We start from the raw sequence: 25,933 nt of genomic DNA, 5'->3' as shown, positions 1-25,933 counted from the left end.
TCTAACTGACACTCTTTTCTTATTGAGCCGTATATCCACCATCGATCACAGCAGCTTGGCCGGTTACGCCTTTTGCTAAATCACTTGCTAAAAACATTGCATAATCTGCAATTTCATCGACTGCAAGCAAACGTTTTTGAGGAACAAGAGGATAAATGACTTCTTCTAGTACTTTTTCAAGCGCTACATTTCGCGTACGTGCCAAATCTTTTAATTGATTTTGAACAAGCGGTGTATCAACATAACCAGGGCAAATCGCATTTACCGTAATGCCGTGCTCCGCACCTTCAAGAGCAGCCACTTTCGTTAAGCCAATCACGCCGTGCTTAGCGCTGTTGTATGCCGCTTTTCCTGAGAAACCAATCAATCCGTTAATGGAGGACATATTCAAAATGCGACCGAATTTTTGCTTTTTCATAATAGGAAACGCATGCTTAGTCGCAACAAAAGGTGCAACAAGCATAATTTTCGTTAAAAGTTCAAATTTTTCAGTAGGAAATTCTTCGAGCGGGGAAACAAATTGCATGCCGGCATTGTTAATCAATACATCAAGGCGGCCATATGTTTCAATCGTTTGAGCAATCATTTGTTCAATATCACTTTCATTTGTCACATCTGCTTTAATACCTAATGCTTCGTAGCCTTTTGTCTTCAATTTGTCTGCTGCTTTCTTAACTCCATCTTCATTCAAGTCAGTTAAGACAACAGTCGCTCCGTCTTCAGCGAAGCGCTCACCAATTTGATAACCAATACCTTGAGCTGCACCTGTAATTAACACAATTTTGTTTTCAACCATCGTTTTTTCCCCCTTATATGTAGATGATATAAAATCGCTTACTTTTCCATTTTATCAAAAAATATCTTGATTTAGCGAGTTTTTTAACTGTACTTTACGCGAAAAGAATGGGGGTGGGAAGGGGGGTTTACTACCTTTACTTCCACATTGCTAACAGAAGCGAACGGCGAGGGGCCTTTTTTAATTTCTTCAATAAATTTTTGGATATTACTTTCTTCACCTTCAGCATCAATTTCCACTTTTCGATCGTCTCGATTTCGTACCCATCCGTTAATAGAGCATTCCATTGCTTTTAGCTGCGTATAGTGACGGAACCCAACCCCTTGAACGCGTCCGTCTACGATCATATGCACATGTTTTTTCACTGTTCTCACCTCACAGGCAATTTTCCCTTTTTTATAAAAAAGAAAACAACTACAATCTTAACTTTCACTGTATAATAGAAAAAGACATTGTAAGACTTTAACAATTATAATGTAGATTAAATTAAGAAAGAAGGGTTATGAATGCAAGCAGCAGCACGAACGCAGCAAGCGCAGTCGGCAACGATTTATCGTATTTTATTTGCTATTAGTTTAGGACATTTCCTAAATGATTGTATGCAGTCCGTTATACCGGCACTTTTTCCTGTCCTTGAAAAATCGATGAATTTAAACTACACGCAAATCGGCTGGATTGCCTTTGCTTTAAACATGACGTCATCGATTATGCAGCCGGTATTCGGCGTATTTGCCGATAAGCGTCCCTCGCCATTTTTATTGCCAATTGCAATGTGTTTAAGCATGATTGGTATGGTTGGACTCGCTTTAGCGCCAAATTTTTATTTTGTGATTATATCTGTCTTATTTGTAGGATTTGGCTCAGCTATTTTTCATCCGGAAGGTTCTCGCGTAGCGTATATGGCAGCAGGAGGAAAACGGGGGCTGGCGCAGTCTATTTATCAAGTTGGCGGAAATACAGGACAGTCGATGGCTCCGCTATTTACGGCATTTATCTTTATCGGACTTGGTCAGTTTGGAACGATTTGGTTTACGTTAATTGCAGGTATCGGCGTAGTGGTTTTGTATAGCGTCTCTAAATGGTACAAATCGGAGTTAGCTACTCGTCAACGCTTGAAGAAAAAGCAGTCAGATGTTTCATTTACGATGAACAAGCAAATTATTTTTGCGATTGGACTTTTAATTTTTCTTGTTTTTGCACGTTCATGGTACGGAGCAGGTATCCTTAATTTCTTTCAGTTTTATATCATTGAAAAATTCAATTTGCCTATCAAAAGCGCTCAGCTTTACGTCTTTTTATTTATGATTGCAGGGGTATTTGGAACATTCTTTGGAGGTCCGCTTGCCGATCGTTTCGGAAAGCGAAATATTTTATTGTTTTCTATGTTAGGGTCAGTCCCTTTTACTTTATTACTGCCTCACGTTTCTCTAGGAGTGGCAGCACCTCTTTTAGTAATAATCGGCTTTATTCTTCAGTCAAGTTTCAGCGTCACGGTCGTCTATGCTCAGGAGCTGATGCCAGGGAAAATTGGCTTGGTTTCCGGCTTAATTGTAGGGCTTGCTTTTGGAATGGGAGCTTTGGGAGCTGTTGTATTCGGTAAATTAGCCGATGTCTTCAGCCTTCAGTTTATTATGCTGTTTTGCAGCTATCTTCCAATTCTAGGGCTGTTAACATGGCTGTTACCGAGCGATAAGCGTGTGAAAGAAATACACGAAGCAAAATAAGAAAAAGAAAAAGCAAACGCGCCTTAGCGTTTGCTTTTTCTATGAGCGTGAAGCAAATTTCAAGACGAATTCATATTTTTCTCCTACAATAGAGACAATAGAAATTGAAAATCGAAAGGAAGAATCACCTATGATTAAGCTAAGCGTATTGGATCAGTCTCCTGTTTCAAGCGGATCAACACCAAAGGAAGCGTTGAAACGTACGGTAGAGCTGGCTAAATTAACGGAAGAGTTAGGCTACCACCGCTTTTGGGTAGCGGAACATCATAATACTAACGGTCTTGCAGGCTCATCTCCGACACTTTTAATGACGCACTTAGCTTCTCACACGAGCCGAATCCGAATTGGGTCTGGAGGAGTCCTTCTTCCTCAATACAGTCCGTATAAAGTAGCAGAAGATGCTCAGCTGCTTGAAAATCTGTTTCCTAATCGAATTGATTTAGGTCTTGGACGGTCACCGGGAGGAGATGCGCTGACTCGGCTTGCGCTGACAGATGGAGTCCGTAAAAGCCTCAATGAATTCCCGCGGCAAATTCAAGCGTTAAAAGGACACCTTGAGCATAATTTGCCGTCGGATCATCCGTATTACGGCGTGACGGCTTATCCGTTAAGTGAAACAAAGCCGGAACTGTGGCATCTTGGCATTAATAAAAGAGGAGCAAGGTCGGCTGCTGAGCTAGGCATCTCTTTTACATTTGGACACTTTATTTATTCAGTTGGAGGACAAGAAGCCATTCGTCATTATAAACAAGAATTTATCCCTTCTTCGTATCAATCAAAGCCTAAAACCAACGTATGCGTATTTGTTGTATGTGCAGAAACAACAGAAGAAGCCGAGCAGCATGCCAAAACGCTAGATGATTGGCTATTGAAAGTAGCCAAAGGCGGAGATACAACAATTTCATCGATAGAAGAAGTGCACAATCGTTCTTATTCAGAAGAAGAGCTAAAAAAAATAAGCACCAATCGTCCTCGTATGATCGTAGGAAATCCAGTTGAAGTAAAACAAGGATTAACTCAGCTGCAGAAAAAATACGATAACGACGAATTTTTAATTATTACAAATATCCATGATTATGAAGCGAAAAAGAAGTCCTATGAATTGCTTGCAGAGCTATTTTCTCAACCCTCATTTTTTTAAGAAAAAGATGGGGTTTTTTTACGGAATTAAATGTTAGAATATTTAAAAAGGAGGATTGACATGCACGTAAATCAGAAAAGCGTAAGCAACCAAACTCATAGGATTACCTATACACATATTAAAACGGAAGGGTCTAGTCAAATTTGCTTTATGTTTTCAGGCTTGGGTTATACATATGAAAAGCCGCTATTGTATTATGTAACAATGCTGATGCTAAAACACGGAATTGACGTTGTTCATATTCACTATACATATCCAAAAGAGCTCATGACAAAGTCTACAGATGAGATTGCAGACGTTATGATGAAAGACATTGATCTCGTGCTGCAAGACGTTTTATCTCACAATGACTATAAAAATATCATATTTGCAGGAAAATCGATTGGCACAATTCCGCTGATTCAGCGAATTATGAAAGATGAAGTCTACAAAGATGCAGTGATGCTTTTACTGACCCCGCTTTTAACAAGAACAGAACTGTTTGAAAGTTTACTAGAATGCACTCATAAAGGTCTTCTTGTAATAGGAACTCGTGATCACTATTATACTGAAGAAGTTTATCAATTAAAAACAAACACAATGAATATTCAAGTGATTGAAAATGCCGATCATTCATTGGACGTTTTGTATACTCCCACGGAATCGTTAAAGGCGCTGGAAACCGTTTTGAATGGCATAGAACAGCTTCTATAAGATAGGAAATAAGGAAAGGAGTACAAAATGGATACGCTACGTGAAATTATTTGCGAAAAAAGAGCCTACAGCTATTCACCTCATACTCATGATCATAACTACAGTCAGCTTTTGTTTCCGCTAGCAGGTGCACTTGATATTCAAGCAAGTGAGCAGCACTTAACGCTGCAAGAAGGATGCTTTTACATTCCGCCTCGTCAGCTTCATACGTATCAAGCTAAAAATACAAATGAATGTTTAGTTGTTGATATTCCGTTGAAATTTACAGAAAGTGCGCATCTTTCTCAACAAGCCACTTTTATTCAATGGGATTCAACGTGGAAAGCAATTCGCTACCTTTTACTTGATGGGCTTCAAAAAAGCACTGACAGGGGGGCGCTTGAAGATTTAATCCGTTACGTTCAGCATTATTTGCCAAAGAAACAAACGTTTAAATCCATTGATTATCTTCATGCTAACTTTAATCAAGAGCTAAACATAGAAAGTCTTGCCAAGCTGGAAAATTATCATCCCGTTTATTTTTCCGCTTGGTTTAAACAAAAAACGGGCTATTCGCCTCAAAGCTATGTAGCGCGTATACGTTTAAATAAAGCAAAAGAATTGTTAAAAGAGAGCAGCTATTCGGTAACGTATATTGCGCATGAAGTCGGCTATCACAGCTTGTCTTCATTCACTAAATGGTTTTCAAAACAAGAAGGAGTCTCACCCACGCAATATCGAAGTATCTTAAAAACAGACAAATAATATCATAAAAGCGGAAAAACTTTTTTCTTTCTTTTAGCTATGATAAAAGAAAGGAGATGGAAATATGAATACTTCATTATCAAAAATACTTATATTATGTGCAGCTGTACTATGGGGAACAACAGGGACTGCCCAAGCTTTAGCATCTGCTGAAGCACATTCTGTGGCGATTGGAGCCGTGCGATTAGCTGTAGGGGGACTGTCGCTTCTTGCAGCTTGTCTTATTCAAAAAAAGAAAGTGGACGTAAGACACCTTCCTATTCTGCCTCTTACGGTTGCTGCAGCAAGTATGGCCGCTTATCAGCCGCTGTTTTTTTCAGCTGTTATCAAAACGGGTGTTGCAGTAGGAACAATGGTTGCAATTGGGAGTGCGCCGCTTTTGTCAGGAGTGTTAGATTACATAGTGTACAGCAAGAAACCTACAAAAAAATGGCTGCTTGCCACGTTTACGGGTATTCTAGGGTGCTGCTGCTTGTTGTTAAAAAAAGATAGTCAAATCGACGTGATAGGTTTGGGTATGGCGATAGGAGCAGGGGCGTCTTTTGCTTGCTATACGACTGTTAATAAAAAAATTGTTCAGTATGTTGATCCGCAAGTAGGCGCTTCTCTTGTGTTCACAACAGCAGCTGTTCTACTAATCCCATGCTGGTTTATGTATGATATGAGCTGGCTAGTTTCTTTAAATGGAATAGGCATTGCTCTTCACTTAGGAATACTTACGACGGCTCTTGCTTATGTATTATTTTCTACAGCGCTTAAGTCGGTGCATGCGTCTACCGCGGTGACGTTATCGTTAGCAGAGCCCGTTACCGCTTTTTTACTGGGCGTATTTTTGTTGGGAGAATCCCTGACTTTGGTGAACATATGCGGAGCAGCACTAGTGTTTGTTAGCTTAGCGTTTTTAACGTATTCTCCGAAGTCATCGCTAAATCAGGAGGTGCATATATAAAAAAACCCTTTCTTTAAAGAAAGGGGTTTTTTATTAAGCGTACATGCCTGCTACTTGTTTTTGTAGGTTGCTGTCTTCTAAATACTCATCGTATGTCATTTGCTTGTCAACTACTCCGTTTGGCGTAATTTCAATTACACGATTCGCAATCGTTTCAACGAACTGATGGTCATGAGATGTGAAAATCATTGAACCTTTGTAGCTGATAAGTCCATTGTTTAGTGCTGTGATTGATTCTAAGTCAAGGTGATTCGTAGGATCGTCTAGTAAAAGAACGTTTGAACCGCTTAGCATCATTTTAGAAAGCATACAGCGAACTTTTTCTCCTCCGGAAAGAACGTTGGCTTTTTTCAACACTTCTTCACCAGAGAATAGCATTCTGCCTAAGAAACCGCGTAAGAAGCTTTCGCTTTGGTCATTAGGTGAATACTGACGCAGCCAGTCTACTAAGTTTAAATCTCCGTTTTCAAAGTACTCGGAGTTGTCTTTTGGGAAAAAGGCTTGAGACGTTGTCACACCCCATTTGTACGTACCGCTGTCTGCTTCCATTTCACCCATTAAAATCTTCATTAATGTTGAATTTGCAAGCTCGTTGCGGCCTACAAGGGCGATTTTGTCATCTTTATTCATAATAAAGCTTACGTTATCAAGCACTTTTACGCCGTCAATTGTTTTTGTTAGACCTTCCACGCGAAGTACGTCATTTCCAATCTCACGTTCCGGCGTGAAGTTCACGTACGGATAGCGACGAGAAGAAGGGCGGATGTCATCTAATGAAATTTTATCAAGCAATTTTTTACGAGACGTTGCTTGTTTTGATTTCGATGCATTTGCGCTAAAGCGAGCGATAAAGGCTTGAAGCTCTTTAATTTTTTCTTCTTTTTTCTTGTTCGCATCTGACGCCATTTTTTGTGCTAATTGACTTGATTCATACCAGAAATCATAGTTACCAACGTAGACTTGGATTTTACTGAAGTCAAGGTCAGCAATGTGCGTACATACTTTGTTTAAGAAGTGACGGTCATGAGATACAACAATGACTGTGTTTTCAAAGTTAATTAAGAACTCTTCTAACCATTGAATTGCTTGAATATCCAAGTTATTCGTAGGCTCATCTAAAAGTAATACATCAGGTTTTCCGAATAAAGCTTGTGCAAGAAGCACTTTTACTTTTTCACTACCCGTTAGTTCAGCCATTTTTTTTGCGTGAAGATCTTCAGAAATACCTAATCCTTTTAAAAGAATAGCTGCTTCTGATTCTGCTTCCCAACCGTTTAATTCAGCAAATTCACCTTCAAGCTCAGCTGCTTTCATTCCGTCTTCATCTGTGAAGTCTGCTTTCATATAAATAGCATCTTTTTCTTGCATTACTTCATAAAGGCGAGCGTGCCCCATAATAACGGTTTTCATAACTTCTTGATCTTCATATTCGAAGTGGTTCTGTTTTAAGACAGCAAGGCGTTCGCCAGGGCCCATATGTACATCACCAGTTTGAGATTCAATTTCACCAGATAAAATTTTTAAAAACGTTGATTTTCCAGCACCGTTTGCGCCGATTAATCCATAACAGTTACCAGGCGTGAATTTAATATTCACATCTTCAAATAACTTTCGGTCGCCAAATCGTAAACTTACATTACTAACTGTAATCATGTATGAGCAGTCCTCCAAATTCAATATCTATAAAATTATACCATTCTTTTGAGATAAGAGCGATATGAATACAATATTTCAAACATAAAGTGTAACCGACACTTTAAGCACGCGTCAACCATTTAAGGGATTTTTGAGCGGTAAAACTTGATTATTCTAGCATTCACCAAAACATTGAGCGGCAAACCAGCATGTATAATCCTTCAGTAATCAGCTCTTTTTCATTTTTAAGATGGATGTTGTATTCCTTTGTATAAGAAACAAAAAGAAGAATAATACTACATGGTAAATAAAAGAATTTTTATAAAGTAAACACTGATATTTTACGGGTGCTTATTTCTAAAATTGGTTTGACATAGACATAAATAGGGTGATTATCATGTGGAAATTAGTTGTTTCCTATCTTCCAGAAGGGCCAGTTTTTATACAAGCAGTTCTGGTTTTTTTCATCCCATATATAATCTACAAATTATTAAGCGGGATTCGTAATTCAGAGGAAGAGTGATGGAAGTGAAAAAATGGAAATCGGCAGTAGGAAAAATAGGTAACCATGCGAACGAGAAGGAAAACAAACAGGAATCTATACATCAAGATTCACCTAATCATGTTACGGATCATTTAGCTTTAACTCTAGAAGTAATTAAAAATGAAATTGGTCATAATTCCGACGTTCATTTTCGTGAGTTTATTATAGGGCGCATGGGCATTCATGCAGCTATTATTTTTGTAGAGGGGCTCTCAGATAAAGATCTTATTGAAAAACATATTTTGTCATCATTGATGGCTGATTTTTCAAAAGAATATCAACAGGATCAGCTTTACGTAAAGGGAAGCCTTTCAAAACAGTTTATTAAAAGCCAAGTATTATCAATTAGTGATGTAGAAGAGGTCCATTCTATTAAAGAAGTAACATCAAAAGTCTTAACAGGATCTACGGCTCTTTTGATTGACGGGTTATCACTTTCCTTTATTCTTGGTACAAGCAAATTAAAAACAAGGACGATTGAAGAGCCCGTATCAGAAGCATTAGTGAGAGGGCCACGAGTAGGCTTCACTGAATCTTTAAGTGATAATACTTCTTTATTAAGAGGAAGCGGAGATATTGAAAATTTGTCGCTGGTGAAATTTCAAGTAGGAAAGCGTTCCAAAAAAGATTTAATTGTTGCTTACATAAAGGAAATTGTTGATCCAGAACTAGTTGAAGAAGTAGAAAAACGAATTAAAAAAATTGACCTTGATAATGTACCGGAGTCTGGATATGTTGAACAACTCATTGAAGATAATTACCTTAGTCCCTTTCCTCAGGTACAGAATACGGAGCGTCCCGATCGTGTAATTGCTGCTTTGATGGAAGGGAGAGTAGCCATTTTATTAGACGGGACGCCTTTTGCTTTGATTGCTCCCGTTACGTTTAGCATGATGTTACAGTCGCCGGAAGATTATTATGAAAGGTGGATTCCCGGTACATTCATTCGTTTTCTTCGTTATATTGCAGTGGTTCTTTCCCTTTTTACACCGGCTTTGTATATTGCGTTTATTTCATTTCATCCAGGATTAATTCCGACTAAGTTAGCTATTTCTATTATAGGATCAAGGTCTGGTGTTCCGTTTCCCGCCCTTATCGAAGCCTTATTTATGGAACTATCGATCGAAATTTTGAGAGAAGCCGGACTCCGGTTGCCGAAACCAATTGGTCCAGCAATGGGCATTGTCGGTGGGTTAATCATTGGAGAAGCTGCGGTGCAGGCAGGAATCGTTAGCCCTATTTTGGTGATTGTAGTGGCGTTAACTGCCATTTCATCGTTTTCTATTCCGCAATATAGTGTAGGAATCACATTGCGTATTCTTCGTTTTGTAGCCATGCTTTGTGCTGCCATACTTGGATTATATGGCGTCATCTTATTTTTCCTTTTTATGATGAGCCATTTAGTGAAACTAAAAAGTTTCGGCGTACCTTATATGAGTCCAGCTGTTCCTTATCGTTTAAGTGAATGGAAAGACTTGGTAGTCCGTATGCCTCTGATGATGATGAAACGACGTCCAAAGATGATGCACACCAAAGATCCTCTGCGAAAAGGGTAGCTTATGATGAAAGGAAATGGGCCGTTAGAAATGATAAATTCAAAAGATCGTATTACGACGCCTCAAACAACTATTATTATTACCAACTTTATCCTTGGAACAGGGATTCTTACCTTGCCCCGGGCAGCTGCGGAAAAAGTGAAAACACCAGATGTTTGGCTAACTGTTATTTTAGGGGGGATAATCACCATGATAGCAGGGGTAATCATGGTAAAATTAAGTCAACGCTTCCCTGAAAAAACCTTTTATCAATACAGCCAAGAAATTGTAGGGAAATGGATAGGCAAGTTATTTAGTTTCCTCATGATAGGTTATTTTTTGGCGCTGGGTGGGTTTCATGCTCGTTCATTGGCAGAGGTAACTGGATATCTGTTGTTGGAGGGAACTCCCAAATGGGCTATAATCATGCCATTTATGTGGGCAAGTCTCTATCTGATAAGAGGGGGAATAAATCCAATTGCCCGTATATTTGAAATTATATTACCTATTACGGTTATTCTTTTTTTACTTGTTGCCTTTATGAGTATCAAAATATTTGAAGTGGATAATCTGCGCCCGGTACTAGGTTCAGGTATTACGCCGGTGTTAAAAGGGATAAGGACAACAGCTCTTGCGTTTACTGGGCCTGAATTCATGCTTTTAATATTGGCATTTATGAAAGAACCAAACAAAGCAGTAAAAGCTGTACTAGTTGGTACTGCGATTCCTTTGCTTCTTTATGTTATTACCGTCGTGATGGTTATCGGAGCGTTCTCAGTGGATGGAGTGGTTACGAGAACGTGGCCTACGCTTGATTTGATAAGAAGTTATGAATTAACTGGGTTAATCTTTGAACGCTTTGATTCCTTGTTGCTGGTGGTATGGATTATGCAAATGTTTACTTCTTTTAATGTTAACCATTACGCTGCTTCATTAGGACTGTCTCAGCTTTTCAAAAAAAATATCCATCCATTTATGTATGGTGTGCTTCCGGTTATTTATCTCATTTCCATGGTTCCTAGAAATATCAATGATGTATTTAAATTAGGAGATATGGTTGGCAATGCTGCCCTGATTTTATTTGGCTTTTTACCGGTACTGCTTCTTATCATTTCAAAAATAAAGGGGAAAAAGTATGAGACAAGCCTCTAATCACGTACGGTTCTTCTTATCGGTTTTACTTTCTGTTTTTTTGCTCTTTCCTCTGGCGGGCTGTTGGAGCAGTCATGAAATTGAAGAACGAAGTTTAGGAGTAGGTATGGCTCTTGATAGAGCTAACAAGTCCATGACTGAAAAAGAATTTGATGAACAAGAAGAGTATCCCAAAAGGAACTTGATTACGTCAACCTACCAACTGATCACCCCGCAAGTGGCAAGTTCAACAACTGTCCAAGGAGGATCTCAGCAGAAGGCTTACGTGAATATGGCTGAAACGGGAGATTCTATTCATCAAATGACCCGTGAATTATCATTGAGAAGAGAGACTTCGATTGCCAGCCAACATCTAAAAGTAATTATTATTGGCGAGGCTCTTGCAAGAACGTACAGCCTAGGAAAATTAGTGAATGAGTTTCTTCGTGATAATGAGATTAGACCAAGCTGTCTTGTACTTATTAGTAAAGGGAGAGCTAGCGACGGGCTAGAATCGAAGACAGCAGGAGAGATCCCGGCATTTCGTTTGGCTGGAATGGTGGAAAATGCCTATCGAACAACAAGAATTTTACCTCCCACTTCGCTCATTAAATTAGAGAGCAATATTGAATCAGGGACTAGTTTTCTATTGCAAAATGTATTATCGGCAAATGGGGAAATCAAATTTGCTGGTGCTGCCATAATTAAAGGGAAAACAAACAAAATGATCGGTTTTTTGGATGAAGAAGAACTAGATGGTCTGACTTGGATCACAGGAAAAGGGAAAGGCGGGCTAGTGAAAAGCTTTGATAAAAAGACCGGTCAGCTGATTGTATACGAAATAGAATCCATGAAAAGTCATATTGAACCTCATGTTAAAGGAAATAGCATCTCCTTCAATGTGCATATTGAATCCGAGGGAAGGCTATCTGAAAATTGGGTGATCTCAGGAAATCCTTTAGAAAATCAATTTTTACATAAGGTGCAAAAAAACTCAGAAAAAAAAGTGAAGTACCTCGTAAGAAACACGGTAGAAAAAATGCAAAAAGAATATAAAGTCGATGTAGCCGGGTTCGGAAACCAATTGAGAATTAAGAGGCCCAGAGTATGGATGAGGGTTAAAGACAATTGGGATCAAACATTTAGTGAAGTTCCAATTAACTATGATGTAAAATTAATGATTAAAGATTATGGAACGTCAGGATCAAAAAAATGAGTAGCTAAGTACAATTTTGCTTGTTTTGATGTTGAAAATGAAAGAAGCTAAAAGGAAATAGCCTTAGAGCTTGCTAAAAAATATTTCCCCTAGTAATGAGCTTGAGGGATAAATGAAAAATAAGAGCTGTCCAGAACCGACAGCTCTTATTTGCTATTCAAAAATATAAGCTAATGCTTGAAGAGCCTGTTCTGGCGTTTCGACTACAACCTGCGCTTTGTTTGACAGTTCTTTAAGCGGGTGATGCAGTTTTTCAGGGCGAACCAAAATTAACGGTTTATCTAATGCAATGGCTGTTGCCGCATCCATTGCGCTGTTCCACTGCTTGTATTTTTCGCCAAATAAAGCAATAACCACATCAGATTTTTTAAGGAGCACCTGCGTACGTAAATTATTAATTTGAGAAGCAGCTTCATCTTTTAAGACAGCGTTAGGCTGTTTTCCTAAAATTTCTTCTCCAATGTTGTCGGAGCGGTCATGGTCTGTCATGGGACCGACAAAGGTAAGGGGAAGGTTTAATTGTTCTGCTTGGTTTTTAATTTCGTCCCGCCAATTATCGTGAATTTGCCCCGCAAGGTATATGGTTAAGTTCATTATGTAGAAGTCCTCCTCTAACTAAAGTTTGTTTTATTTTATCAAATGTAAGCGGATAATACGAATGATTTGAATGGGCTACTTTTCCAAAAATAAGGTTATAGTAGACAAATAGTTAAAAAAGAGAAACAATAGAAGGCGTATTGCTAATTAAAGAAAGGATGTACATGATGACAGAAACAGTGCTACAAGTAGATCATGTCAGTAAAGTAATTGGGAAGAAAACCATTTTGCATGATGTATCCTTATCGGTTGAGCGCGGTGAGATTTTCGGATTGCTTGGCCCGAACGGCTCTGGAAAGACAACGCTAATTCGTACCGTCGTAGGACTCATTAAAGAAACAGAGGGCACGATTACCGTTAACGGCTTTCCTTTAAAAGAACAGTTTACATCAGCTATGAAATCAATTGGAGCGATTATTGAAAACCCTGAGTTTTATGATTATCTGACGGGCTATCAAAATTTAAAACACTTTGCGAATATGCATGAAGGGATCACATCAGAACGCTTGGATGAAGTAATTGCTTTAGTAAAGCTTGAAAACAGCATTCATGCAAAAGTGAAGACGTATTCTCTTGGGATGAGACAGCGTTTAGGAGTGGCTCAAGCTATTTTACATAAGCCTGCATTGCTTTTATTAGACGAACCAACAAATGGTCTAGACCCAGCGGGAATGAGAGAATTTCGTACATATTTACAAACGCTTTGCAGGGAAGAAGGAATTTCAATCTTAATCGCGAGCCACTTATTAAAAGAAGTAGAAGCACTATGTGACCGCGTTGGCATTATTCAAGACGGTGAGTTAAAAGCCATTCAAGATCTATCTCCAAATCGTCAAGATCAAGGAATGTACGTAGAATTTGAAGTGTCTGATGCGCAAAAAGCAGCGGATCTTTTATCACAAGAATTTGAAGTAACGATGAGATCACGTAGTATCGACGTGGCGATTGTAAAAGAACAAATTCCAGCTGTGAATAAAAAATTAGTGGACAGCAATATTTTAGTCTACCGAATCACTCCTGTGTATGAGACGCTTGAAGATTCGTTTATGTCCGTTACGGAAGGAGAGCACCATGCTTAAGCTAATTCAAAATGAACATATGAAATGGTTTCATAAAAGAAGTACAAAAGTCACGTTTATTACAATCGGTATTTTAACTCTTTGTATGGCTCTTTTAATGAAGAAAGTAGCAAACAGTGCAGGAACAGAAGACAACATTTTGAACTTCCTGTCATTTAGTTCAGGTATGCTCATTCTTGTTCAATTTTTTGCTCTTGCTGTTGGAGGGTCAATGGTTGCAAAAGAGTTTGAAGCAGGTACCATTAAGCTTCTTTTAATTCGTCCTGCTAGACGTTCAACGATTTTAGCATCCAAGTACCTAACCCTCATTTTAATTAGCTTGTATTATTTACTGAGCTATTTGCTTTTTTCGTTTGTATGGGGAGCATTGTTCTTTGGCTTTACCAGTCTAGAAGGAGATGCGCAGCTGCTTAAAAACATTACGCTTACGTATGACAGTGCGTATATGGAAACGTTTATGATGATGACGTTCGCATTCATGCTGTCGTCTTTATTTAGAAACAGCGCGCTTGCTTCAAGTCTAGCTATTGTCGTAAGTATCGGGGCAAAAGCTGTAACAGGACTAGTATCAGAGTTAGGCTTATGGTGGGGGAAATTTTTACTGTTCGCCAACACAAACTTTGTGCAGTATATGGACGGAATGAAGACGATGTTTGACGGCATGACGATTCCATTTTCAATCTTCGTCTTAGTCGCGCATTTTGTCTTCTTTATGGGCGTAGCTTGGGCAGCGTTTTTAAAACGAGACGTAGCTAATTGATGTGAGAATTTTCGCACTATATATTTTTCTGAAATAGCATTTGACAATTAAATAAAAAGAGATTACAGTAGTGAAAGACTATTTTTAAAACAACTATAAACTTCTTATCAAGAGAGACGGAGGGACTGGCCCTATGATGTCTCGGCAACTGGCTGTACGCAGTGCGGTGCCAAATCCAGCAGACGATGTTTCGTTTGGAAGATGAGAAGGGTAATCTTATGATACAAAATAAGAGACCTCTTCTTATCAATAAGAAGAGGTCTTTTTTATTACGTAAACAAGAGGTGTTAAGAATGGAACAACAAAAAGGAAACGGCTGGGCGCTGTTACCGCTGGGCGTCTTTTTAGTCCTGTTTGTCGGATCAGGAATTATAACGGGAGACTTTTATAAGCTGCCTGTATTAGTAGCCATTATCATTGCAGCCATTGTGGCGCTGGCTATGAACCGCAAAGATTCACTTAATGTAAAAGTGGAGCGTTTTGCTAAAGGAGCAGGACATCCTGATATCATTATTATGGTGCTTATTTTTATTTTAGCAGGTGCTTTTTCTGAAGTCGCTAAAGGCATGGGAGCTGTGGATTCAACGGTAAACTTAGCGCTTTCTGTGCTTCCGCAAAGCTTAGTCGTAGCAGGAATCTTTGTTATTGGCGCATTCATTTCAATTTCGATGGGAACATCAATGGGAACAATTGCTGCGCTGGGACCTATCGCTGTAGGAATCAGTGAGCAAGCGCATGTTTCTGTTACATTGGCAATAGCCGGTGTGATTGGCGGTGCAATGTTTGGTGATAATTTATCTGTTGTCTCTGATACAACGATTGCGGCAGTTCGTACGCAAAAAACAAATATGACAGATAAATTGAAAGTAAACTTTTTTATCGTACTTCCTGCAGCGATTGTTACAGTGATTCTATTGCTTGTAATGACGCTAGGAAACACGTCATCAGTAGAAATTAAAGATTTCAGCTGGTTTAAAATCTTGCCTTATATCGGCGTACTCATTGCTGCAGTATTTGGTGCAAACGTATTAAGCATTTTAACCGGAGGAATTGTGCTAGCCGGCGTGATTGGATTAGCTGACGGAAGCTACACGCTTTCTTCTCTTGCTAAAACTGTGACAGAAGGTATTGGCGGAATGTCAGAGTTAATTATTTTATCTCTGTTAATTGGCGGAATGGTTGAGCTTATTCGCTATAATGGCGGTATTCAGTTCTTATTGAATTTATTAACACGACGCATTCAAACAAAAAAAGGCGGAGAATTCAGCATCGCCGGATTGGTAAGTTTAACTAATTTAGCGACGGCTAATAACACGATTTCAATTATTACAGCAGGTCCGTTAGCAAAAGAAATCTCTGATAAGTATTCAATTGATAATCGTAAATCAGCCAGTCTGCTGGACTTGTTTTCATGCAGCGTTCAAGGGCTTATCCCTTACGGCGCACAAATGCTTCTCGCAGCAGGATTTGCTAAAGTTTCACCGATTGAGATTATTCCATTTACATTCTATCCAATGTTAACAGCGGTTTGCGGAATCATTGCGATTGTAATTGGATTTCCTCGTTTAAATAAAAAGTCTAAGTCATCTAAAGAAGCTGCGTAATATGAAACCCTTAAAAAGAATGTTCTTTTTAAGGGTTTTTTACTGTTTGAAAAAATCAGTCGGCTTTTCTTCATCTAACTCCTTCCAAAGCGTCTCATTTTGTTTAAGTGCATAAGCCGCTCCTCCAATTTCAATTCCGCATAATAAAATAAATAATAAAATACCCATGAAATGACCTCCTTACGTAAATGAATAAAAACACGATGGTAACGGGTTTAGCTTCTTGCTGTTTCACTTTATAATGAGAATAAAGTATGAAACGCGTTTCAGCGCAAGAGAAAAAGGTGAAAACATGACAAATATCCGAGATATCGCAAAAAAAGCGGGTGTATCTGTTTCGACTGTATCCCGGGTGCTAAATCATCATCCGTATGTAAAAGAAGAGAAACGCCGGCTGGTAGAGCAGGTTATTCACGAACTTAATTATGAACAAAACATTAATGCCGTTCACTTATCAAAAGGGAAAACAAATATGATTGCCGTCGTCTTACCTTTTATTAATCATCCGTATTTTAGTCTGCTTTTAGAAGGAGTGGCATCTAAAGCGTTAGAAAAGCAGTATCAGCTTGTTATTTGTCAGACGAACTATGATGTGAAAAAAGAAGAAGAAGCGCTTCATATGCTGAAAACAAAGCAAGTTGATGGAGTGATTATTTGTTCTAGAGCAAGCAGCTGGAGCACGATTGAATATTATCAGCAGCACGGGCCGATAGCCGTGTGCGAAAACGTACAGAATCGTTCTATTCGCTCCGTATACGTTGATCATTATGCAGCTTTTAAGCAGGCGCTTATGTATTTAAAAGAAAAAGGATATACGGATATTGGCTACTGTATTGGAAGAATGACGGGTACAAATAGCCTGCAGCGGCAACAAGCATACAAAGAATATGTAGAAAGAATAAATCAGCCTTATCATCCGGAATGGGTTTTTCAAGGCTGTTTGAACGTGACAGATGGTGAAAAAGTGGTGGAAAAACTAGTGCAGATGAAAAATCGGCCTCAGGCGCTTTTAGTAACAAATGATCAAGTAGCTATTGGAATAAAAGCTCAGTGCGAACAAGCGGGTATTTCAGTTCCTGGTGAGTTAGCTATCATTGGTTTTGATAATCATCCGCTTTCTTCTTATTTACAAATAACAACGATAGAACTTCCTCTTAAGGAAATGGGCGAAACGCTTTTTACATTAGTGGGAAGCAAGGTTCCTCAGAAAATTGAGCTCCCTTTTCGGTTTATTGAGCGTAAAAGCGTATGAATTCTTGATGATGCTATGAGGGTTTTTACCGGATAAAATGAGCAAAAGCGGACATCATACGAGTAAAGAAAAAAGAAAAGGATGATGATCGTGGAGAAAAAAGAATATCAAGTGGGAGATCAAGTATTTGTTATTTACCGAAATCCTCATACGGCAAACGTTGCAAATATTAATCAAGCTGAAATTGTTGAACATCCTGAAAACAAAGGTGAAAAGGCGCTGTTTTTACATGAGTCTTATCATTTGTTAGCTGAAGATGATGCCGTGTATTCAACATATGAAGAAGCTGAAAAAATGTATAATAAGATATTTGATTATGAACAATATGACTGACGCAAGGCTCTCTTAAACGGAGAGTCTTTTTTGTTTGAAAAATAATTACCAAGGATAGAGTCGTTTTATTTTTCAAACGCTATTAGTATTAGAAAAAAGGAAGTGTACATGATGATAAAACCTTTTGTACCTCAATTAGTATATATTGAGCCAGGGGCAATGGAGTACCCGCTTGGTGTTCAATTAAAAGAAAAATTTGAGAAGATGGGAATTGAGATTCGTCAAACAACTTCTCATAATCAAGTGCGTAATATACCGGGAAAAAATGATTTGCAAAAATACCGCAATGCCAAGTCGACTTTAGTAGTTGGCGTGCGTAAAACATTGAAGTTTGATACATCTAAACCGTCAGCTGAATATGCAATACCATTTGCAACAGGGTGTATGGGGCACTGTCACTATTGTTATTTGCAGACAACAATGGGAAGCAAACCATATATTCGCACGTACGTGAATGTTGAAGAAATATTAGGTCAAGCAGAGCAATATATGCAGGAGAGAGCCCCTCAAATAACACGATTTGAAGCGGCTTGTACATCTGATATCGTAGGAATTGACCATTTAACACATTCATTAAAGCGCGCGATTGAATATTTTGGGGAAAGTGAACTAGGTCAACTGCGCTTTGTGACTAAATTTCATCACGTGGATCATTTATTGGATGCTAAACATAATGGTCGCACGCGCTTCCGCTTTAGCATAAATGCAGATTATGTTATAAAAAACTTTGAACCCGGTACATCTCCTCTTGATTACCGGATTGAAGCTGCTAATAAAGTTGCAAAAGCCGGATATCCACTTGGCTTTATTGTGGCGCCTATTTACATTCATGAAGGTTGGCAAGAGGGATACCGTCAGTTGTTTGAAAAGCTTGACGCCTCTATACCTGAGGAGTCAAGAGATGATATTACGTTTGAAATGATTCAGCATCGCTTTACAAAGCCCGCCAAGCGGGTAATCGAGAAAAATTATCCGAAAACAAAGCTTGAGATGAATGAAGAGGAGCGCCGCTACAAATGGGGGCGTTACGGAATTGGAAAGTATGTATACGCAAAAGATGAAGAACAGGAATTAAGAGAAACATTAGAGTATTACATTGATCAGTATTTTCCGAATGCAAAAATCGAATATTTTACGTAATTATTCTACAGTAATTGAAAAGTTATTCTGACGCCTTAGTCAAAATAACTTTTCAATTTTTAATGTAAAAAAATAAATTGCTTGCTAATAAGTTGAAAAAAAGAGGTTATTTTTATCTCTTGTCGTATTACATACAAAAGGGAGGTGACTGAGATGTTAAAAAATGAAGAGTTTGCGCTAACAAAAGAATTAACAAGCGAACAGCAAGAAGCTGCACGGAATTTTATTCAAGTGTTGTTCCAAGAAAATTTATCTGAATTTTGGAACATATTATGTGATATCGACAAGTCTCGTATTTACGGCTTGTATGAAGCAAACCATTATTATGATTCTGATATTGAACTACATGGGTTTGTACAAGAAATAAGAGATAATGTAAGAGCTGTTTATGCGCCTCTTCAAGGGCAAGGCGGTATTTCGACGAAGGTTCGATATACAAGCGAAGGAAAGATGTATGTATACATATTAGGAAGTGGCGAAAACCCTAAGGTATATCCTGTTGGATTAATGCCTGAAACATATATCGAACAAGAACGTTTTTCTCAGCGGCTTCAAATTAGCATTTATAACGACGATTTTCGAAACGTTGCCCTATAAACCATATACATGGAAAAATAAAGAATAATAAAATTAATTTGTTAAAATAGCAATATTTGGGGTATGTAATAGATATAACATTAAAAAGGGGTGAAAGAAATGCATTATTATCGTATTTCCGAGGGAGACCATGAAGAGTATTGTGAAACGATTCTGCTTCATGAAAAGAAGTTTTGCAAAGAAACATTTCAATCTATGGTGCGAGAAGCAATGAACAATAAGCCCGGTAAAATTGACCGTGTGGATATTGTTAAATATTTAATTGGTCACCATAGTTTTCAAGTAGCCCACATCGAAGCGGGATTTCATAGTACATACAGCGAGAAAGTGACATAAAAAATGCAGCACCTCCTATACAACGAACTTTTCTTTTGAAAAGGGCGCTGTATTTTTTTTTGCTAAAAATAGAATGTTTCTAAGTAATATCCCTTTTAATGGTATAATAGTTAAGTTCTGTTAGATATACATATAAACATCACAAATACTTTAAAAAGAAAGGGTGAGAGAAAATGGAAAAAGAAAGAATAGAAGAACTTGAACGAAAAATAAGCAGTTTAGAAGAAGACGTAGCCAAGCTAAAGTCGCTCGTATATAAAACAAATTCTCCAAAGCTAAAAACAGCTCACGCTCCTCCCAAGCAGCGTGAGGAGATGACTAAACGTCCTGCTCAAACAGCAGCTAAAAGTTCACAGGCAATAGAAGAACCTGTTGATTGGGAAAAAGTCCTTTTTCAAACATGGCTGCCGAGAATTTTTATTTTTGTATTTATTATTGGTGTGCTATGGGGATTTAAAGCAGCTTCTGACTATGGGTTAATGAATGAAAAAGCAAAAGTTGTTCTCGGTTTCGTTGTTTCAATAGGTTTTGCTGTGACAGGTCATTTCCAAATTAAAAAGAGCAGGTTGGTGCTCGGGCAAGTACTTGTAGGAGGAGCTATTCCTATTCTCATGTTAACGACGTTTGCGATGCATAGCCTGTATCATTTAGCGGGACCAACGCTTGCTTTTATACTAAATGCGAGCTGGATTATCCTAGGGATTATCGCGACAGTCTTTTATCGTTCACAGGCATTAGGTATTATTAGCGCGGTTGGAGGCGTACTCGTTCCTTTTCTTATTGAAAGTAATTCGCCTAATGCGCTCGTTTTCATTGGCTATGAAACGCTTCTGTATATTGCCTTTTTATATGTAGCAATCAAACAAAAATATTCAATTTTATATGTTCTTTCCGCGGTACTATTAAATCTTACGCTACTCATTTATTACTCGTTTGTTGGTGATAATGGTGTAAAAGAGTTATTAGGTATGGCGATTCTTATTCAGCATTTATGCTTAATTTCTAGTTTTTTTCTATCACAATCGGTACTCCAAGTATATGCGTTTACCCTTCTGTCGAGTTTAGCAGTTACGTACGGATGGCTGCTCGCCGTTTTTGACGATGGCATGACCACAATGGTGCTGCTTGCGCTAGTTATTATTTACGCATTAGGTGTTTACACAGTAAGAAGTTCTAAAGAGAAATTTGAATTTTTTATTACCTATTTAATTGTTGCAGTAGCGTTTTTTATTCATCAGCTCGTCGATTTAAGAGAAGGAGTCATTTTATATGTGATTCAAGGACTGGCTGTTTACTATATCGCCATGACGTATAAAAATCTACTTCATCAACTATTTTCTTATACGATTTATATACTGAGCGCAACGTATATCTTAGTTACACCAATCGAACAAGTGTTGTCTCTTCCGACATTAAATTGGCTTGTTGTGTTACCTTCTATTCTAGTATTTATATGGATCAGCATTCAAAAAACAGAAAAAGATGAGCACGATACGTTCAAAATTGGAGGAAGTATTGTTTTTTCTATTCTTTCTTTAATTTTTGCTACGGAAGTTACGGCCGCTGGCACCATTCATCTTTCCGCTAATCCGCAAACGCTTATTATGACGGCCGTTTGGTTAGGGCTGTCCATTGCAGCATTTATAATAGGATCACTTAAAACGTTTAAAACAGCAACGTATATCGGCGTGGGCATTTTGTTCTTAACACTTTTTAAACTCATTTTATACGATTTACCTTTTATCCCAATGGCTATACGGGCCTTATTATTTATCGTCTTAGGAGCTATCGGTTTAATTATCTCGCGACTATTTTATAAAAAGAAGTAGCTAGAAGCTGAAGAGAAATTCTTCAGCTTTATTTATTATAATATTATTATGTAAACTTAATCTTGAAGTCGTACAAAAAGTATACAATCATGTATAATGGAACAAGTGAATTGGAGGTATACATAAAATGAAATCACTTGTATTAGCAGAAAAGCCAAGTGTAGCACGTGATCTTGCGCGCGTACTTGGCAGCACCCAAACAAAAAAAGGGTATATTGAAGGACCACAGTATGTCGTAACATGGGCACTCGGTCATTTAGTAGAATTACAAACACCAGAGGATTATGATAACCAATATAAAACGTGGCGATTAGAAGATCTGCCAATCATGCCTGAGAAAATGAAATTAAAAGTAATTCGTAAAGTGAGTTCTCAGTTTCGCACAGTATCCGATCTAGCAAAAAGAAAGGATATTGGAGAGTTAATTATTGCGACTGATGCAGGGCGTGAAGGAGAACTTGTAGCACGCTGGATTATGGAAAAGGTACGCTGGAACAAGCCGTTTAAACGTCTTTGGATTTCGTCTCAAACGGATAAAGCAATTCGTGACGGGTTTAAACAGTTAAAACCAGGAAAAGAGTTTAATCGCTTGTATGATTCAGCCGTTTGCCGTTCAGAAGCCGATTGGCTTATCGGTTTAAACGTGACGAGAGCGTTAACGACTAAATACGAAGAACCATTGTCGGCAGGAAGGGTACAAACACCGACGCTGGCGATGATAATTGAGCGTGAACAAGTAATTAATACATTCAAACCTAGTGAATATTGGACGCTTACAGCTCAGTTTTCATCTTTTGAAGCGGCTTGGCAAAAGGGCAATGAAAAGCGCATCTTTGATGAAAAACGCGCAAAAGAGCTGCACTCAAAATTATCAGGTGAGGCAGTTGTAAAAACAATTAAGCGCAAAATGCATAAAGAAGCGCAGCCGCTTCCTTATGACTTAAACGAACTGCAGCGGGATGCTAACAAACGCTTTAACTTCTCTGCTAAGAAGACATTGAATGTACTTCAAAAGTTATATGAACAGCATAAGTTAGTCACGTATCCGCGTACAGATTCCCGTTATTTAACAACAGATATGGTTTCTACTATGAAAGAGCGTTTGGAAAGCATCTCTGCTGTATATAAAGAAGAAGTTCGTCCAATTTTAAGAAATGCACAGTTGCCAAAGCGAGTGGTTAATAACGAAAAAGTAAGTGATCACCATGCTATTATCGTAACGGATCAGCCTGTATTTCTACAGGACTTATCAGCTGATGAACGAAAGCTGTATGACTTAATTGCAAAGCGATTTATTTCATTGTTTTATCCTCCATATGAGTATGAAGTGGTTAAAGCAGAGCTTGAAGTAAACGGAGAACAGTTAGTAGCAAGCGGAAAGCAAGTCGTAAATGCAGGCTTCAAAAAAGTTTCTGGTGGAGACTCAGAAGCAACGGTGAAGCTGCCTGATATGGAAGAAGGCAGCAAGCTGCTCATTCAAGATGTAACGATGAAAAGCGCATTTACAGAGCCGCCGCAGCGCTATACAGAAGCGGATCTTCTTGGACAAATGGAAAAACATAATTTAGGTACCCCGGCAACACGTGCAGATATTATTGAAAAACTTCTGCAGAATGAATCCATTGATCGCCAAAACAATCGTCTGCACGCAACCAAAAAAGGGAAGCAGCTGATTGACCTAGTAGCAGATGAGTTAAAGTCGCCTGAGCTTACGGCTAAGTGGGAACGTGACTTAGAAGCAATTGCTAAAGGAAAAGGAAATGCAAAAGAGTTCTTAACAAATATTCGCGAACAAACAGAAAAGCTAGTTAAGCAAGTAAAAACAAGTAATCAAACGTACAAACCTCATAATTTAACGGGCTCTAAATGTCCGGAATGCGGTTCTTTCTTGAAAGAAAAGAAAACAAAGCAAGGAAGAGTGCTCGTTTGTTCAAGCCTTGAGTGCAGCTATAGACGCGCAAAAGACCCTAAACTATCAAATCGACGCTGTCCACAGTGTCATAAGCGAATGGAAATTCACTCAGGAAAAGCGGGTACGTACTTCCAATGTCGTTCATGTCAAGTAGTGGAGAAAGCTGAGGACAAAAAGAAAAAGATTTCGAAACGAGAAGAACGAAAGCTTCTTAACAAATACAATGATGACGGAGCATTTGGTTCAAGCTTGGGTGATGCTTTAAAACAAGCTCTTCAAGATAAAAAAGATAAATAATGGAGAAAAGTGCGATACCACGGTATCGCACTTTTTTCGTATAATATGGATTAAGTGATGAGTAAGTAAGGTGGAGTGGAACAATGAAAAGAAAAAGCAGGGGAATGGATCATTTAATCGCGTTCTTTATAGTAGGAGCGATGGTACTAATCATTTTAGCGATACTAATGGGAAGCTACTTTTTTGGTTTTATAGGCTTTCTTAAAGTAATGGGAGTGGAATATGAGTCCTACTGGTCCATATGTTTATTTCTATTTTTAATTTTTGTATTTGGCTCTATCACAGAGCTTTTTTCAAAGGCACTCATTTTTTTAATGAAGAATGCCAGACTGAATAGAGTACTATTTATAACATCCACAGCTTTTGTGGATATATTTTTTACTTTTCTATCAGTTTACATAGCAGACTTGCTTGTGAGCGGCATCACTGTATCTATTTTAGCGGTGACTCTTTTATCCGTCTTATTTTTTTTGATGGAGAGTGCATTGGATAGTGAATTTCTACGTAAAAAAACAAGCTGATGAAGTTTCTCATCAGCAGCGCATCATATCAAGCTTCAACGCCATTTAAAGAACCCTGTAACATATTTTTTAAAAAAAGTATGTGATTTTTTTCACATATCTCTTGAAAAAGGACAAACATGTTTGTATAATAAGAATTGTAAAAGATATTGTGAAAAATTTCACAATATATGTGAAAAACTTCACAATATCATATTTTCTATAATCCTAAGGGGGATATCATCTATGAAAATTGCAGTAGTAGGGTGTACACATGCAGGAACGGCAGCAGTAAAAAATATGGCAGAACTTTATCCAGAAGCTAAAATTACAGTTTATGAGCGAAATGATAATGTTTCATTTTTGTCTTGTGGAATTGCGCTCTATGTAGGCGGGGTCGTAAAAGATGCAAATGGCTTATTTTACTCTTCACCGTCTGAATTGCAAGAGATGGGTGTAAATATGAAAATGAAGCATGAAGTTACGAATATTGATACAGATGGTAAAAAAATAGCTGTACGAAATTTAGAGACCAAGGAAGAATTTGAAGATACATTTGATAAACTAGTGATGACAACTGGATCATGGCCGATTATTCCAAACCTTGAAGGCATCGATTTAAATAATGTTGTGCTTTGTAAAAACTATCAGCATGCTAATCACATTATTGGAAAAGCGAAGCAAGCGAAGAAAATAGCAGTAATTGGTGCGGGCTATATTGGTGCAGAATTAGTAGAAGCATTCGAAGTGTATGGAAAAGAAGTGACGTTTATTGATAGTGCTGATCGTATTTTAAATAAATATCTTGATCCAGAATTTACGAATTTAATGGAAACTGAGTTTGAAAATCGAGGAGTTAAATTAGCATTAAACCAAGCGGTTACTAAATTTGTAGGCAGTGAGGGATCTGTTGAAAAAGTAGTGACAACTGATGGCGAATACGAAGCGGATCTTGTTATTCTGTGTGTTGGCTTCCGTCCAAATACAGACTTAGTAAAAGGACAAGTAGATATGCTTCCAAACGGGGCAATTGTGGTTGATGAATATATGCAAACAAGCAAAAAAGATATATTTGCTGCCGGAGATAGCTGTGCCATTTACTACAATCCGATTAAGAAACATGCTTATATTCCGCTTGCTACCAATGCGGTTAGAATGGGAACATTAGTAGCTCAAAACCTTGTTAAGCCAACGATTAAGTATATGGGAACACAAGGAACGTCAGGCTTGCATATTTATGATTACAATGTTGCATCTACCGGCATAACAGAAACAGCAGCTTCTCTTTTTGATATGAATGTGAAAAGTATCACAATATCAGAGAATAACCGACCTGAATTCATGCCAACGTACGAAAATATTACGTTAAAAGTAGTATATGAAGAAGAAACAAGACGAATTGTAGGTGCACAGGTTATTTCTAAAATTGATGCTACTCAAGCAATCAATACATTGTCTGTATGTGTACAGCAGGAAATGACGATCGATGAGCTTGGCTTTATGGACTTTTTCTTTCAGCCGCATTTTAATAAGCCTTGGCATTTCTTAAACCAAGCAGGACTTCAAGCGCTTCAAGCATAAAAAAGCAG

At 38.2% G+C, this 25,933-nt stretch carries 25 protein-coding genes and 1 riboswitch; of the genes, 20 read left to right on the top strand and 5 right to left on the bottom strand.

Annotation, left to right across the window (positions count from 1 at the left end; genetic code table 11):
* Positions 1-19: 19 nt before the first annotated feature.
* Both LAV82_RS19205 and LAV82_RS19200 read right to left on the bottom strand, forming a co-directional pair.
* A complete protein-coding gene (locus LAV82_RS19205) occupies positions 20-796 on the bottom strand; it encodes a 3-hydroxybutyrate dehydrogenase (protein WP_211078717.1) in 777 nt (258 codons plus the stop codon).
* An 83-nt stretch (positions 797-879) separates the two neighbouring features.
* Complete coding sequence (locus LAV82_RS19200; RefSeq protein ID WP_499716728.1) at positions 880-1,161, bottom strand: acylphosphatase; 282 nt, start codon at positions 1,159-1,161, stop codon at positions 880-882.
* Between the two features lie 141 nt (positions 1,162-1,302).
* Between LAV82_RS19200 and LAV82_RS19195 the strand changes: the two genes are divergently transcribed.
* The 5 genes from LAV82_RS19195 to LAV82_RS19175 all read left to right on the top strand — a co-directional run bounded on the left by LAV82_RS19195 (position 1,303) and on the right by LAV82_RS19175 (position 6,047).
* Positions 1,303-2,520, top strand: a complete 1,218-nt coding sequence (locus LAV82_RS19195; RefSeq protein WP_211078715.1) for an MFS transporter — start codon at positions 1,303-1,305, stop codon at positions 2,518-2,520.
* A 130-nt stretch (positions 2,521-2,650) separates the two neighbouring features.
* Positions 2,651-3,661, top strand: a complete 1,011-nt coding sequence (locus LAV82_RS19190) for an LLM class flavin-dependent oxidoreductase (protein ID WP_211078714.1) — start codon at positions 2,651-2,653, stop codon at positions 3,659-3,661.
* A 60-nt stretch (positions 3,662-3,721) separates the two neighbouring features.
* Positions 3,722-4,354 (top strand): alpha/beta family hydrolase, encoded by a 633-nt coding sequence (locus LAV82_RS19185; RefSeq protein WP_211078713.1) that lies wholly within the window; start codon positions 3,722-3,724, stop codon positions 4,352-4,354.
* Positions 4,355-4,381: 27 nt separating this feature from the next.
* Entirely contained in the window at positions 4,382-5,098 is a 717-nt protein-coding gene (locus LAV82_RS19180) for a helix-turn-helix transcriptional regulator (protein ID WP_211078712.1), read from the top strand.
* Between the two features lie 64 nt (positions 5,099-5,162).
* A complete protein-coding gene (locus LAV82_RS19175; RefSeq protein ID WP_211078711.1) occupies positions 5,163-6,047 on the top strand; it encodes a DMT family transporter in 885 nt (294 codons plus the stop codon).
* A gap of 33 nt (positions 6,048-6,080) precedes the next feature.
* Here the strand turns inward: LAV82_RS19175 and LAV82_RS19170 are convergent, their stop codons facing one another.
* Positions 6,081-7,700: an ABC-F family ATP-binding cassette domain-containing protein gene (locus LAV82_RS19170; protein ID WP_013056918.1), complete on the bottom strand. Its 1,620-nt coding sequence runs from the start codon at positions 7,698-7,700 to the stop codon at positions 6,081-6,083.
* 504 nt (positions 7,701-8,204) lie between these two features.
* Here LAV82_RS19170 and LAV82_RS19165 point away from each other — a divergent pair.
* The 3 genes from LAV82_RS19165 to LAV82_RS19155 are packed head-to-tail and all read left to right on the top strand — an operon-like array spanning position 8,205 to position 12,108.
* Entirely contained in the window at positions 8,205-9,782 is a 1,578-nt protein-coding gene (locus LAV82_RS19165; protein ID WP_499716727.1) for a spore germination protein, read from the top strand.
* Positions 9,783-9,785: 3 nt separating this feature from the next.
* On the top strand, positions 9,786-10,913 hold the full coding sequence (locus LAV82_RS19160; RefSeq protein WP_082352700.1) for a spore germination protein: 1,128 nt from the start codon (positions 9,786-9,788) through the stop codon (positions 10,911-10,913).
* On the top strand, positions 10,897-12,108 hold the full coding sequence (locus LAV82_RS19155) for a Ger(x)C family spore germination protein (protein ID WP_499716726.1): 1,212 nt from the start codon (positions 10,897-10,899) through the stop codon (positions 12,106-12,108). The genes LAV82_RS19160 and LAV82_RS19155 overlap by 17 nt, the downstream gene beginning before the upstream one ends.
* Before the next feature lie 153 nt (positions 12,109-12,261).
* Here the strand turns inward: LAV82_RS19155 and LAV82_RS19150 are convergent, their stop codons facing one another.
* Complete coding sequence (locus LAV82_RS19150; RefSeq protein ID WP_045290397.1) at positions 12,262-12,702, bottom strand: YtoQ family protein; 441 nt, start codon at positions 12,700-12,702, stop codon at positions 12,262-12,264.
* 170 nt (positions 12,703-12,872) lie between these two features.
* On the opposite strand from LAV82_RS19150, the gene LAV82_RS19145 reads away from it, so the two are divergent.
* From LAV82_RS19145 to LAV82_RS19135, 3 genes are all read left to right on the top strand, one after another.
* Positions 12,873-13,784 carry an ABC transporter ATP-binding protein gene (locus LAV82_RS19145; protein ID WP_499716725.1) on the top strand — a complete coding sequence of 304 codons (912 nt, stop codon included), beginning with the start codon at positions 12,873-12,875 and terminating at the stop codon, positions 13,782-13,784.
* The gene (locus LAV82_RS19140; RefSeq protein WP_041816552.1) at positions 13,777-14,544 is read left to right on the top strand and encodes an ABC transporter permease; all 768 of its coding nucleotides are present in this window, start codon (positions 13,777-13,779) and stop codon (positions 14,542-14,544) included. Before LAV82_RS19145 ends, LAV82_RS19140 begins: the two co-directional genes overlap by 8 nt.
* A gap of 101 nt (positions 14,545-14,645) precedes the next feature.
* A riboswitch (SAM riboswitch) is annotated at positions 14,646-14,752 on the top strand.
* Positions 14,753-14,837: 85 nt separating this feature from the next.
* Positions 14,838-16,148 carry a Na+/H+ antiporter NhaC family protein gene (locus tag LAV82_RS19135; protein ID WP_013056925.1) on the top strand — a complete coding sequence of 437 codons (1,311 nt, stop codon included), beginning with the start codon at positions 14,838-14,840 and terminating at the stop codon, positions 16,146-16,148.
* 39 nt (positions 16,149-16,187) lie between these two features.
* Here LAV82_RS19135 and LAV82_RS19130 read toward each other — a convergent pair whose 3' ends face one another.
* Entirely contained in the window at positions 16,188-16,316 is a 129-nt protein-coding gene (locus LAV82_RS19130) for a hypothetical protein (RefSeq protein WP_255256027.1), read from the bottom strand.
* Positions 16,317-16,440: 124 nt separating this feature from the next.
* Between LAV82_RS19130 and LAV82_RS19125 the strand changes: the two genes are divergently transcribed.
* The 9 genes from LAV82_RS19125 (at position 16,441) to LAV82_RS19085 (ending at position 25,925) form a co-directional block, all read left to right on the top strand.
* A complete protein-coding gene (locus tag LAV82_RS19125; protein ID WP_013056927.1) occupies positions 16,441-17,400 on the top strand; it encodes a LacI family DNA-binding transcriptional regulator in 960 nt (319 codons plus the stop codon).
* Positions 17,401-17,484: 84 nt separating this feature from the next.
* Positions 17,485-17,733, top strand: coding sequence for a transcriptional regulator SplA domain-containing protein (locus LAV82_RS19120; RefSeq protein WP_016764006.1), 249 nt, complete (start codon positions 17,485-17,487; stop codon positions 17,731-17,733).
* A gap of 111 nt (positions 17,734-17,844) precedes the next feature.
* Positions 17,845-18,873, top strand: coding sequence for a spore photoproduct lyase (gene splB / locus LAV82_RS19115; protein ID WP_025752275.1), 1,029 nt, complete (start codon positions 17,845-17,847; stop codon positions 18,871-18,873).
* 153 nt (positions 18,874-19,026) lie between these two features.
* Complete coding sequence (locus LAV82_RS19110) at positions 19,027-19,470, top strand: hypothetical protein (RefSeq protein WP_499716724.1); 444 nt, start codon at positions 19,027-19,029, stop codon at positions 19,468-19,470.
* A gap of 99 nt (positions 19,471-19,569) precedes the next feature.
* A complete protein-coding gene (locus LAV82_RS19105) occupies positions 19,570-19,806 on the top strand; it encodes a hypothetical protein (protein WP_013056931.1) in 237 nt (78 codons plus the stop codon).
* Between the two features lie 173 nt (positions 19,807-19,979).
* Positions 19,980-21,635: a DUF2339 domain-containing protein gene (locus tag LAV82_RS19100; RefSeq protein ID WP_499716723.1), complete on the top strand. Its 1,656-nt coding sequence runs from the start codon at positions 19,980-19,982 to the stop codon at positions 21,633-21,635.
* 127 nt (positions 21,636-21,762) lie between these two features.
* Positions 21,763-23,844 (top strand): DNA topoisomerase III, encoded by a 2,082-nt coding sequence (locus LAV82_RS19095; protein WP_499716722.1) that lies wholly within the window; start codon positions 21,763-21,765, stop codon positions 23,842-23,844.
* 83 nt (positions 23,845-23,927) lie between these two features.
* On the top strand, positions 23,928-24,365 hold the full coding sequence (locus LAV82_RS19090; RefSeq protein WP_499716721.1) for a YrvL family regulatory protein: 438 nt from the start codon (positions 23,928-23,930) through the stop codon (positions 24,363-24,365).
* Between the two features lie 225 nt (positions 24,366-24,590).
* Positions 24,591-25,925, top strand: a complete 1,335-nt coding sequence (locus LAV82_RS19085) for an FAD-dependent oxidoreductase (protein WP_499716720.1) — start codon at positions 24,591-24,593, stop codon at positions 25,923-25,925.
* Positions 25,926-25,933: the final 8 nt, after the last annotated feature.

Origin of the sequence: Bacillus sp. ILBB4 (genome assembly GCF_035064545.1) — a bacterium.
GTDB lineage: Bacteria > Bacillota > Bacilli > Bacillales > Bacillaceae_H > Priestia.
This window is presented reverse-complemented; position numbering and strand designations above follow the sequence as displayed.